This is a genomic window from Ralstonia sp. 22086 (genome assembly GCF_052045975.1).
Lineage (GTDB): Bacteria > Pseudomonadota > Gammaproteobacteria > Burkholderiales > Burkholderiaceae > Ralstonia > Ralstonia wenshanensis.
On record NZ_JBQEPZ010000001.1, the window covers coordinates 1,221,211 to 1,233,271 of the forward strand.

Here is a 12,061-nt window from a genome sequence, read left to right on the forward strand (position 1 = left end):
TCCAAAAAGCAGGTGGCGGTTGCCGCGATTGCCCCGGGGTGGCCCCTTCGGCGCTCCCGCCCGAAATCCAGTGGTGACGAGATCAGGCGATGCGGAACCGCGCCACCGAGTCACGCAGTTCTTCAGCAAGCTGCGTGAGCTGGCGCACCGACTGTGCGGTCTGGCGCGTACCCGTCGACGTCTGTTCCGTGATGTGCAGGATCTGTTCGATGTTCTGCGCAACGTCCGAAGCCAGCGTCGCTTCGTGCGACGTCGTCTGCGAAATGCTCTCAATCAGTTCGGCAAGCTGGCGCGACACGCGGCCGATCTCCACCAGTGCGGCACCGGCGTTATCGGACAGTTTCGCCCCTTCCACCACACCCGCCGTGCTGCGCTCCATGGCGTGCACCGCGTCTTGCGTGTCGGTCTGAATCGTGCGGATCAGCGCGCCGATCTGCTTGGCTGCCTCGGCCGAACGTTCTGCCAGGCGCTGCACTTCCTCTGCCACCACCGAGAAGCCGCGACCGGCTTCACCCGCCGATGCCGCCTGGATGGCCGCGTTCAGTGCCAGCACGTTGGTCTGCTCGGTAATGTCCGAGATCAGCTCAACGATTTCACCGATCTCCTGCGACGATTCGCCCAGGCGCTTGATCCGCTTCGAGGTTTCCTGAATCTGGTCACGGATGTCGTTCATGCCCGTGATGGCGTTCTGCACGGCCTGCTGGCCTTGCTCGGCAGCGGCCAGCGAGGCGCGTGCAACGTTGGCCGATTCGGCTGCGCCGCGCGAGACCTGCGTAATGCGGTCTGCCATCTCCACCACCGACTGGCCGGTCTGGCGAATCTGGCGCGATTGTTCTTCCGATGCGGCCACCAGGCTTTCCGACGTGGTCTGCACCGCCGACGATGCCTGCGTCACCTGCTCGGCCGTCTGCTGCACCCGGCCGACCAGCTCGCGCAGTTCTTCCACGGTGTAGTTCACCGAGTCGGCAATGGCGCCGGTGATGTCTTCCGACACGGTGGCCTGCTTGGTCAAGTCACCGTCTGCAATGTCCTGCAGCTCGTTCATCAGACGCAAAATTGCAGCCTGGGTGGAATCGTTGTTGCGCTTTTCCACCATCCGGCGCTCTTCAGCCTCACGCTGACGGGCTTCTGCTTCCATCGTACGAACGCGCGAATCGCGCAGGTACAGGGCGGCTAGGCCGGCCAGGCAGACCACGGTCAGAATGGCCGACAGCACCACCGCACCGAGCGTCACCGGACGGCTGCGCACGCTGCCGGCATAGGCCGACTGCAGGTCCGACAGGTCGGCACGCAGCTTTTCGTTGTCGTTGAAGATCTGTTGCTGGGCGCGCTTTGCGGCAATCAGGCCCGGCAGGTTTTCAAGAATGATCTGCGTGGTCTTCTGCACATTGTCGAAGCGGGTCGACAGCTCTTGCAGGTAGCCCTTGGTCTCGGCATCGGTGGCGGCCGACAGGCGCAGCGCTTCCGAGCCGTTGAGCAGGCCGTTCAGGGTTTCGCGGAAGGTGTTGGTGTCCTTACCGAGCAGGAACGCCGTTTCCGGGTTCACGCCTTCGCCGGCCAGGAACTCGTTCATGTTCTTACCCAGACGCTGCGTCAACATCACGAGCTGCGACGAGGCGGCCACTTCACGGGCTGGCGCGTTGGTCTGCAGCTTCATCGACGAGATCTGCTCGGCTTCTTCCAGCAGCTCGGGGTTCGACGCGTTGAACACGTTCAGCGTCTTACCCACCGCCACCAGCGTCTTTTCCTGCGCCAGGATGGCCTGGGCACTCTTGTCGCTGCGCTTCCACTCTTCGATCGACTTGTCGAGCAGCGCTTCGGCCTCGCCACCCGAGGCGCGCACGCCGCGCTCGGAGCTGCCGTTCTTCAACGCCTCGAGGTTCTCCTGCAAGCGCGCACGGCTCTCCTTGAGCTGGGTGAATGCGTTGGTGTTACCCAGCAGCGCCACCGGCACTGCCTTGGCCAGACGCTGCGAGTGCATCAGCGTGTCACCGGCAATTTCAATCTGCACCGAACCGTTGTTGGCCTGGCGGTTATCCAGGTACACCGAGATCAGCAGCGCCAGCAGACCAACCACCAGGCCGATCGTGAAGACACGCTGCTGCGCGGCAAACGGCACGCGCTCCATCCAGCCAACCACGGCATCCATGGGCGAGCGGCCCAGTTGCGTGGGCGGCCCAGCGGGATTGTCGTCATCCGTATGGGGCGCATTGTCCAACTGCGCCAACTGCACGGAAGCCGCCGACGCGCCCTCCACTGCAACCTCCGGCGCCCCTGCCTCTGCGGCACGGCGACCTGCGTTGAACCACTTGAACCCCATAGGACCCTCTTGTCTTGTCGATGCTGCCGTCTCGTTCTATCGAGATCAGCCGCATGGATTTCCCGTCCGCGTCCGCGCCTTGTTCTAACCGGCGTGGTACGCACCTTCGGCGGTGCCTGTGAATACACTTGGCCACCTGGCGCGCCCTGTTGCGCGCGCCATGCACCGCCTCTTGCCCCTGCGCACCCCGCTCCCGTTGCGGCGTGCCCAATCTTTTCTTGTTTGCTCTACGGCTCTACGGCCTGATTCCCCAATCGCTTTATGCGCGGCTGCGGCCGACCTGCAGGAACGCCGGATCGGCCAGCAACTGCCGCACGTCCAGTTCACGCCACTGCGTGCCGTGCACGTCGCGCCAGGCACGGCCCAGCCAAGGACGCCCCTCTTCCACGGTGGCTTCCGCAGGCTGCAGGTCGCTCAGGCTGCGCAGCCCCGCCACGCGCGGCACAACGATTGCGCACGCCCGCTGCGGGTCTTTGGACAGCACCACGATCTTGGCGCCGCTGCCACTACCCGTCGGTGCTTCACCGCAGAACAGGCCGAAATCGATCACGCCCAGCAGGTTGCCGCGCGCATTCACGAGACCGAGGTACCACGGCTGCGTGAGCGGCACGCGTGCGGGCGGCTGGTAGTCCAGCACCTCGCCGGTTTCCGTCAGGGACAGCAGCCAGTGGTGCTCGCCGATCTGCACGCCCAGAAAGCCTTCCGTCGACGACTTGGCGCGCGCCTCTTGCAGGCGGCGGGCCAGCATCGCCTGGTATTCGTGCAGGCGCTGGCGGGAGGTCAGGTTGGTGCGCTGTTCGTTCACGTCTGGCTCATGTCCGGTGCTGGTTCTTTGCTGCGCGCGGTCTCGACGTCGCGCTTCTAAACGAACTGCCGCAGGATCACTGCGCCAGCTTGGCGATCTTTTCTAGCAGCTCTTCGGCCTTGACCGGCTTGACGATGTAGTCCGATGCGCCCTGACGCATGCCCCACACGCGGTCGGTCTCCAGGCCCTTGGTCGTGCACATGATCACGGGGATGCCCTGGAAGCGCTCGTCCTTCTTGATGGCGCGGGTCGCCTGGTAGCCGTTCTGGCCCGGCATCACCACGTCCATCAGGATCAGGTCGAACGTTTCGGCTTCGAGCTTGGTCATGGCCTGCTCGCTATCGGCAGCGACCGTCACCTTGAAACCGTTCTTGCCGAGGATCTCCGACAGATGCAGCGCTTCGGTCGGAGAATCATCGACCACCAACACTTTCTTGATTGCCATACAAACAGTCCTTCGTTAAGAGAGATGCCATCACTGCGCGGCAGCTGGCGCCACCGGCAAATGCGTCTGGACCGCCTCCAGCAGCGCTTCCTTCGAGAACGGCTTGGCAAGGTGGTCCACCGCCCCGACCGACTTGCCCCGCGCACGGTCGAAAATTCCGTCGCGCGAAGACAGCATGATCACAGGCGTGGCATGAAACTTTGGGCTTTTCTTGATCAGCGAGCACGTCTGATAGCCGTCGAGATTCGGCATCAGGATGTCGCAGAACACGAGATCGGGCTTCAGGTCACCCACCTTGGCCAGTGCGTCGAAGCCGTCTTCGGCCAGCATGACCTGGCACCCGGCTTGGGTGAGGAAAATCTGCGCGGTACGGCGAATGGTGCTGGAATCGTCGATCACCAGCACCTTGCAGCCTGTCAGGGAATGCGCCAGCGGAGAGTTCGCCAGCGGTTGGGAGTCAGCCAGTTGTTCCACCCGCGCGGATTGCATCATGTTCTCGCAGTGCGCGACCACGGGTCGCCACGACATTCTGACCGGATGGATCGCGGCAAATCGCCACGCAGCGTGCCCTCCAAACGGAAAAGGCCCAAGCTGGCGACGACTTCAAAACTACGCCCCCCGGCCCGCTTATGAAGTGTGAAGCTCAGAATTTGACGAAGTGTGACAAGTCACCTATTCGCCGTCAATGGCGCCGGCTGTCCGCCGAGCGCTTGTGGCATGGAAGCGACGAGCCCATTTCATCGAACCGTCACTTCCTGATACTTGGCTGTCAGCAAGAGGGCAAACGCTCACTTGCTGACGGGAGACAGGTCAGATCCGGATCAGATCTGCACCATTTCGAAGTCTTCCTTGCGCGCGCCGCACTCGGGGCACGTCCAGTTGATGGGCACGTCTTCCCACTTCGTGCCGGGCGCAATGCCGTCGTCCGGGGCGCCTTGTTCTTCGTCGTAGATCCAGCCGCAAATCAGGCACATCCACGTCTTGTATTCAATCTGTTGTTCCATAGGGCAAAGCTTCGGTGGGTTCCGTCTATTAAAATGGCAGGCCAGATGGTACCGAATCACGCCCGGGTGCGCCAGAACACGCGCCGGGCAGACACGGTGTTTGATTGCATTCAACCCGTATCTGCGGCAAACCACCACATAATCGCCTCAAAAGTGCCTTTCAACCTTGCCGCAGCGGCGTTCTGCGCGGCGCCTATTGCTCTCAACCGCATCCATGTCGACACCCTCCCGCAGCGCTGCCCTGTTTGAACGTGCCCAGAAGACCATCCCAGGTGGGGTGAACTCCCCGGTACGCGCCTTCCGCTCGGTGGGTGGCACGCCGCGCTTCATTGCCAAGGCAGCCGGCCCGCACCTGTGGGACGCCGACGGCACCCGCTACATCGACTACGTGGGCTCCTGGGGCCCGATGATCGTTGGCCACGCGCATCCGGATGTCGTCCGCGCCGTGCAGGAAGTGGCGGCCGACAGCTTCTCGTTCGGCGCGCCCACCGAGGCCGAAGTCGTCATGGCCGAGGAAATCTGCAAGCTCGTGCCGTCGATCGAGCAGGTGCGGCTCGTGTCGTCGGGCACCGAAGCCACCATGAGCGCCCTGCGTCTGGCGCGCGGCTTTACCGGGCGCGACCTGATCGTCAAGTTCGAAGGCTGCTACCACGGTCATGCCGACAGCCTGCTGGTCAAGGCCGGCTCGGGCCTGCTGACGTTTGCCGATACGACGCAGAACGCGCCCTCTTCCGCCGGCGTGCCGGAAGACGTGGTCAAGCACACGATGGTGCTGCCGTATAACGACGTCACCGCGCTGCGCGAGGCCTTCGCCCGCCACGGCAAGGAAATCGCCGCCGTGATCGTCGAGCCGGTGGCGGGCAACATGAACCTCGTGCGTGGCAGCACCGAATTCCATCAGGCCATGCGTTCGCTGTGCACCGAGCATGGCGCCGTACTGATCTTCGACGAGGTGATGACGGGCTTCCGCGTGGCGCTCGGTTGCGCGCAGGCGCTGTACGGCATCAAGCCGGATCTGACGTGCCTGGGCAAGGTGATTGGCGGCGGCATGCCGGCCGCTGCGTTTGGCGGCCGCCGAGACATCATGGGGTTCCTGGCACCGCTGGGCAACGTGTACCAGGCGGGCACCCTATCGGGAAATCCGCTGGCCGTGGCGGCCGGGCTCACCACGCTGCGGCTGATCGCTGCGGAGGGTTTCCATGACCGACTGGCGGCGCAGACACGCAAGCTGGTCGATGGCCTGGCCGATATCGCGCGTGAAGTTGGCGTGCCGTTTGCCGCTGACAGCGTGGGCGGCATGTTCGGCATCTACTTCCGCGAAGGCGTGCCGACGAGCTTTGCTGAAGTGACCAAGAGCGATGTTGGGCGCTTCAATGCGTTCTTCCACGCAATGCTGGATCAGGGTGTGTATCTGGCCCCGTCAGCGTTCGAGGCCGGATTTGTGTCTTCCACGCACGATGATGCGATTTTGGATGCGACGTTTGAGTCAGCTCGGAAGGCGTTTAAGGCTGTTTGAGTTTTTTTGTATTTTGGGGATGGGGGTTAGTGGTGCGTCCCCTGTTTCACCCCCTGCCGGGGCTGAAACAGGGATGAACCACCAACAACAAAATCAAACCCGCCCAACCACCTCCCCAAACTCCCGCCCCAACCCCTCAGAAGCCGCCATCATCGGCGCCCGCAACACATTCCGAATCAGCCCCTCAGCAGCCAGCCAGGCCTTCAAGGGCCCCGGATTCGTCTCGGCAAACAGCAACCGGATCACCGGCGCCAGCGCATGATGCAACCGTCGCGCATCGTTCAACCGCTGCTCTTGCACCGCCCTTGCCATCTCAACAAACAGCTCCGTGCGGACATGCGCGGCAGCAATGATCGCCCCGACGCCGCCCGCGCATAGCGTGCCGAACACCTGCGCGTCCTCCCCGGCCAGGACCTGCAACCGCCCATCGGCAATTACGCGCTGCGTCTTGTCCGCATCGCCACCACAATCCTTGATGCCACGGATGTTCGGGTGCGCCGCCAGCGCAAGCAGCGTTTCGGTCTCGATGTTTGCGCCGGTGCGATACGGAATGTCATACAGCAGCACCGGCACCGGCGAGGCGTCGGCCAATGCGGTGAAGTATTCGATGATCCCGCGCTGCGACGGGCGAATGTAGGAAGGCGCCGGGATCAGAAACGCCGCCGGCCGATGTTCGGCGAGGCGCAGCATTCGCTCGCGCACGGACACGAGAGCACTACCCGAGACACCCATCACCACGGGTAAGCCGTCGGCGGCGGCACGTACCGTATCGAGCACGTCGGCCTGTTCCTGATCGGTCAGCGCCGCGGCTTCGCCAGTACTGCCACACGCCACAAAGCCGGCGACGCCCAGCGCGCGATACCGGACCACTAATGCATACAGCGCACCGTAGTCGACCGACCGCGCAGCGTCATCGGCAAACGGCGTCACGATGGGCACCCAGATGCCCGCATAAGACGGACGTTCGTGGGTGGACAGATTGGTGGATGAATTTTCAAGCACGACAACACTCCTGGACGAATCAACGACCGGTGAAGAACCGTCAGGAGCGCTTCGGGAATGCGGCCCCGCGAGATGCGGGTGGGAGGCAACCGTGTCTAACGTATCGGTCAACCGCTGCTCCGTCGCCCATCTGACGGAACAGCGCTCCGGTCAGACGAGCGGCTGTTTGGTGGCTTTTTTGGCGCGCGCGAGCGTCGACAAGACCGACAGGCTGAATGCCGGTGCCGAGCAGATCGACGAGGAACGGGAAATCGCGCGCATGGAAATTGTCAAAAAAGTCCCCATACCGTACTGATGTGTGACTGGAGCGTCAAGCGCATAAGCTAAAGTGCGCTGAAACGACATGAGGCGATGTCAGTCTCATGCCACATTCTTTTCAGACTCAGATCTAGAGGACTTCATGACCCCTGCCCTGACCTTCCGTTCGACGCGTTTTTCGGTGCTGCGCTGGCTGGCACTGTCGCTGGCCGTGCTGGCTGCGCCGTTTCTGTCTGCGTGCGGCTATAACGATTTCCAGGCGAAGGACGAAGCCACCAAGGCTGCCTGGGCCGAGGTGGTCAACCAATACCAGCGCCGTGCGGATCTGATTCCGAATCTGGTGAATACGGTCAAGGGCTATGCGTCGCACGAGAAGGACACGCTGGAAGCCGTGACCAAGGCCCGCGCCGCGGCCACCAGCTTCCAGATCACGCCGGAGGTGCTGAACGATCCGGTAGCGTTTCAGAAATTCCAGCAGGTGCAGGGCGAGCTTTCGAGCGCGCTGTCCCGCTTGATGGCGGTGTCGGAGAACTATCCGCAGCTCAAGGCTGACCAGTCGTTCCGCGATCTGCAATCGCAGCTGGAAGGCACCGAGAACCGCATTACGGTAGCGCGTCAGCGTTACATCAAATCGGTGCAGGAGTACAACGTGCTAGCCCGTAGCTTCCCGACCAACCTGACGGCCAAGGTGATGGGCTATCAGGTCAAGCCGAACTTCACGGTCGAGAATGAGAAAGGTATTTCCACCGCCCCGGCGGTGAAGTTCTGACGAGCTGACGATCATGTCGATGCGTGCGCGTGCCTGCTTGGCCTTCCTGCTGACTGCGGCCCTGTGGCTGGCCAGTGCGCTGCCCGCGCGCGCGCAAAGCGACATGGTGGCCGTGCCGCCGCTGGCTGCACGCGTGACCGACCTGACCGGCACGCTCAGCGCCGAACAGAAGAGCGCGCTCGAACAGGTGCTGGCCGACTACGAACAGCAACGCGGCAGCCAGATCTTCGTGCTGATGGTGCCGTCCACCGCGCCGGAGCCTATCGAGGCGTACGGCATTCGTGTGGCCGATGCGTGGAAGGCCGGCCGCAAGGGCGTGGACGACGGCGCGATCATCCTCATCGCCAAGGACAACCCGGCGTCGCTGCGCAAGATGCGTATCGAGGTCGGGCGCGGGCTGGAAGGGGCGCTGACGGATGCGCAGTCCAAGCGTGTCCTGCAGGACGTGATGGCGCCGCACTTCCGCCAGGGCGATTTCTACGGCGGGCTGTCGGCAGGTATCTCGGCCATCCAGACTGTCATTGCGCAAGAGAGCCTGCCGCCGGCAGAGCGGGCGAAGCATCAGCCATCCGGCGGCGGCATCGGCGACTGGCTGCCCGTGCTGTTTCCGCTGGCGATCATCGTGTTCTTCGTGCTGAGTGCGGCCATGCGCTCGGGCGGGCGCGTGACGGGCAGCCTGCCCGGCCGGCCGGGCTCGCGCGTGATGATGGGCAACCGCGGCTGGGGCCCGGGCACGATTGGCGGCCTTGGCGGAGGCCTGGGCGGCGAATGGGGACGCGACCGGGGCGACTTCGGTGGCGGTGGCGGTGGAGGCGGCGGCTTTGGCGGTGGCGGCGGTGGTGATTTCGGTGGCGGTGGCGCCTCCGGCAACTGGTAACCGGTGAACGCATCCATGGCTTCCACGACCCGACACCCCCACGGCGCTCGCCGTGCCATCACCCACCTGCTGACGACGTCGTCGCACGCCAGGCGTGCGTTTCCGCCGGCGGATCTGCAAAAACTCGAAGCCGCCGTGCGCGAAGGCGAACAACGCCATCGCGGTGAAGTGCGGGTCGTCATCGAAAGCTCGCTGCCGGTGCGCGATGCGTGGGCCGGTGTGTCGCCGCGTCACCGCGCCCGGATGCTGTTCGGGCTGCTGGAGGTGTGGAACACGCGCGAGCACGTGGGCGTGCTGCTCTACATCAACCTGGCCGACCACGCGGTTGAGATCCTGGCCGACCACGGGATCGCCGCCAAGGTGGACGCGCACACGTGGCGCACCATCTGCGAGACCATCACGCGCGGCTTCGCGCAACGCGTGAGCATGACGCCGGTGCTCGATGCGCTGGCGCAGATCAACGACCTCCTCGCCACACACGTGCCTTCCGATGGCACGCCGCGCACCAATGAGCTGAGCGACCGGCCGGTCGTACTGTAACGGCGCTACGTTGAGTGAGGCTGCCAAGCAGCGTCCCAAGCCGGATCTGCCGCCACATCCGTAGCGTTGTTTCGCAAAGATCCGACTGCACGTGCACCTCCACCGCACGTGTTTCAGTTTTGGTACGAAAGCGCACGCGCGATGGAACGCATGAGCAACACGCTCAGGCAATCAGGCGCCTCATCTTTTAGGATGACCTGACGGGCGCTGCACCTCAGGCGTCTGCTTCATGTTCTGCGGTGCCGTCACCCACATCGCCGAGAAGCCGTTACACCTTTCCGCGACGGACATGTGCGTCGTGCGATACGAAGGCACCTGCTACGGTGGCTCCGCATTGCCAGATTTGCGACCCATGTTTCATGAATGCAACCATTCGGGGCCCCTCTGGTTACCCCCGAACCTTTGCACCGCAACAGGAATTTAACGTCACTTTTTGCGTCCGTTTGCGCGATTTATTGCGCACAAATCACCTCCATCTGAGGCGATTTTCAGTGCCCACTGTCGGTATCCGGCACGTATCCAATACGAAACATCCGACCAGCGCCTGCCACTGCAAATACTTTGATTCGGGCTGGAATCGTTGTGGCTCAACGGTTTATCCGCCGTGGCATGGTCGTCGCTCTACTGTCCGGGCCAGCAAGGCCAATCAGCGATCCGGAGGCTCGGCAATCAAACCAGAGCAGCGTGAAACGCCGCCGCCGAGACCGCAGGACAGATTCAAGACGGAGTGCAAATCCAACGGCACTCCGAGGGGAAGCTCAGAACAAAGGCGGTGCAGCGGCCACACCAGATGGCCAAGCACCCGAGAACAAGCCTGATACAGCCATTCATAACGGCCTCGGGCAATGCGAGGGGAGTCCACTCGTAGCAGTGAAAGTCGAATTAGAAGTTGTCCGGGGGTAACGTCGGTGCGAACCGACGTCAAAGCCAGTCTCGAACAAACGAGACCGCCAGGTTGCCAGGCATGCACCGCACGCCGACAGCCGCATGGTGCATAGAGGTTCCTCCCCCAGACTGCATTTGCGGACGGACGGCTTTCCGCCCTTGTCCGACGGTTGACTTGGCAGTCCATTGGTGGCCGCAACAGCGGTACGCGGCCCCATAGAAAAACGTTGGGGGAAAACATGAACGCGTACATCAACCGCCCGTTGCTCTATGTCTCACTGCGTCACGATGCAACGCGTTGCCGCTACCTGGCTCAACAGGGTTGGCAACTGCTCTTCGCCAACAACCGCCGCGACCTTGAAGCGCTGAACCTGTGCGATGAGCCCGTCCTGGGCGGTCTGCTGGATCTGGATTGCGGTTACTCCGACGCCGAATTGGAAGAACTGGAACCCTGGCTTGCCCGGCAGAACATTGGCTGGATCGGAGTGGTCGGTAACGGCGACATGTTGTCTGACCCGATGCGCAAGCTGCTCGGCCTGTACTTTGTCGACTACTACAACATCCCGTGCGACAGCGCCGAATTGGCACACGCACTGGGGCACGCAGTCGGCATGGCAAGCCTGCGCCCGGCGGCAACGCTCACACGCGATGCGCTGCGCCCCGATGGCATGATCGGTAACTGTCCCGCCATGCAGAACCTGTTCCGCGGCATCGAGAAAGTCTCGAAATGGGATACCCCAGTTCTGATCTCAGGTGAATCGGGAACAGGCAAAGAACTCGCAGCACGCGCAATCCACTGTGCCTCGCGGCGCGCCGGCCAGCCATTCATTGCCGTCAACTGCGCGGCGATTCCGCCCACGCTGCTGATGTCCGAGCTGTTCGGCTATGAACGCGGTGCCTTCACTGGCGCGGTCAAGCGCAAACTCGGCCGCATCGAGATGGCGCACGGGGGCACCCTCTTCCTGGATGAAATCGGCGACATGCCGCTAGAAAGCCAGACCAGCCTGCTGCGCTTTCTGGAAACCGGCTGCATCGAACGACTGGGCGGCACAGAGTCGGTTGCCGTCGACGTGCGCGTCATCTCAGCCACGCATGTCGACCTGGAAGCAGCCATTGCGGCGGAACGCTTTCGCGGCGATCTCTATCACCGCCTGTGCGTGCTGCGCGTCAAGCAACCCGCACTGCGCGAGCGCGACACCGACATCCTGCTGCTGGCCGAACACATCCTCAACAGCGTGCGCAGCCATTCGCCCGAACACATCAAGGGGTTCTCACCAGCGGCGCTGCGCGCCCTCAGCGCGCACACGTGGCCGGGCAACGTGCGGGAGCTGATCAACCGCATCCGGCACGCCGCAGCCATGTGCGAAGACGGCATCATCAAGCCGGCCGATCTCGACCTGCAGCCGCCCGTCGAGCCGTCGCGCCCGCCTACCCTGGCTGAGGCCCGGGAAGCAGCCGAACGTTGTGCCGTAAAAGAAGCCCTGCAACGCAATCATGAACGGCTCATCGACGTGGCCGAAGAGCTCGGCATCTCACGCGTCACGCTGTTCCGGATGATGCGCGAGCACAAACTGCAGATCCGCAAGGGCGAACTTGGGATGGTGTGCGTACAGGGGTAAAGGCAAGGGGGAAAGGCGGGG

Annotated in this window: 12 protein-coding genes; 6 read left to right on the forward strand and 6 right to left on the reverse strand. The window is 63.3% G+C overall.

Features of this window, described 5'->3' with window-relative positions:
* Positions 1-82: 82 nt before the first annotated feature.
* From ACTJK6_RS05730 to ACTJK6_RS05750, 5 genes are all read right to left on the reverse strand, one after another.
* Positions 83-2,320, reverse strand: coding sequence for a methyl-accepting chemotaxis protein (locus ACTJK6_RS05730; RefSeq protein WP_232042157.1), 2,238 nt, complete (start codon positions 2,318-2,320; stop codon positions 83-85).
* Positions 2,321-2,579: 259 nt separating this feature from the next.
* Positions 2,580-3,125 carry a chemotaxis protein CheW gene (locus ACTJK6_RS05735; protein ID WP_147216855.1) on the reverse strand — a complete coding sequence of 182 codons (546 nt, stop codon included), beginning with the start codon at positions 3,123-3,125 and terminating at the stop codon, positions 2,580-2,582.
* 76 nt (positions 3,126-3,201) lie between these two features.
* Entirely contained in the window at positions 3,202-3,570 is a 369-nt protein-coding gene (locus ACTJK6_RS05740) for a response regulator (RefSeq protein ID WP_004629647.1), read from the reverse strand.
* A 30-nt stretch (positions 3,571-3,600) separates the two neighbouring features.
* Positions 3,601-4,098, reverse strand: coding sequence for a response regulator (locus tag ACTJK6_RS05745; protein WP_045204650.1), 498 nt, complete (start codon positions 4,096-4,098; stop codon positions 3,601-3,603).
* A 293-nt stretch (positions 4,099-4,391) separates the two neighbouring features.
* Entirely contained in the window at positions 4,392-4,574 is a 183-nt protein-coding gene (locus tag ACTJK6_RS05750; protein ID WP_003261842.1) for a rubredoxin, read from the reverse strand.
* 214 nt (positions 4,575-4,788) lie between these two features.
* Here ACTJK6_RS05750 and hemL point away from each other — a divergent pair, with 214 nt between their 5' ends.
* Positions 4,789-6,090, forward strand: a complete 1,302-nt coding sequence (gene hemL, locus ACTJK6_RS05755; protein ID WP_433866512.1) for a glutamate-1-semialdehyde 2,1-aminomutase — start codon at positions 4,789-4,791, stop codon at positions 6,088-6,090.
* Positions 6,091-6,183: 93 nt separating this feature from the next.
* On the opposite strand, the gene dapA is transcribed toward hemL, so the two are convergent.
* Positions 6,184-7,092 (reverse strand): 4-hydroxy-tetrahydrodipicolinate synthase, encoded by a 909-nt coding sequence (gene dapA / locus ACTJK6_RS05760; RefSeq protein WP_440838517.1) that lies wholly within the window; start codon positions 7,090-7,092, stop codon positions 6,184-6,186.
* A 91-nt stretch (positions 7,093-7,183) separates the two neighbouring features.
* On the opposite strand from dapA, the gene ACTJK6_RS05765 reads away from it, so the two are divergent.
* The 5 genes from ACTJK6_RS05765 (at position 7,184) to ACTJK6_RS05785 (ending at position 12,040) form a co-directional block, all read left to right on the forward strand.
* Positions 7,184-7,387, forward strand: coding sequence for a hypothetical protein (locus tag ACTJK6_RS05765; RefSeq protein ID WP_260802916.1), 204 nt, complete (start codon positions 7,184-7,186; stop codon positions 7,385-7,387).
* A 105-nt stretch (positions 7,388-7,492) separates the two neighbouring features.
* The gene (locus tag ACTJK6_RS05770; protein ID WP_260802917.1) at positions 7,493-8,119 is read left to right on the forward strand and encodes a LemA family protein; all 627 of its coding nucleotides are present in this window, start codon (positions 7,493-7,495) and stop codon (positions 8,117-8,119) included.
* 13 nt (positions 8,120-8,132) lie between these two features.
* On the forward strand, positions 8,133-8,996 hold the full coding sequence (locus ACTJK6_RS05775; RefSeq protein ID WP_260802918.1) for a TPM domain-containing protein: 864 nt from the start codon (positions 8,133-8,135) through the stop codon (positions 8,994-8,996).
* Between the two features lie 15 nt (positions 8,997-9,011).
* Positions 9,012-9,536, forward strand: a complete 525-nt coding sequence (locus ACTJK6_RS05780; protein ID WP_232042151.1) for a TPM domain-containing protein — start codon at positions 9,012-9,014, stop codon at positions 9,534-9,536.
* 1,124 nt (positions 9,537-10,660) lie between these two features.
* Positions 10,661-12,040 carry a sigma-54 dependent transcriptional regulator gene (locus ACTJK6_RS05785; RefSeq protein ID WP_232042978.1) on the forward strand — a complete coding sequence of 460 codons (1,380 nt, stop codon included), beginning with the start codon at positions 10,661-10,663 and terminating at the stop codon, positions 12,038-12,040.
* The last annotated feature ends 21 nt before the right edge of the window (positions 12,041-12,061 follow it).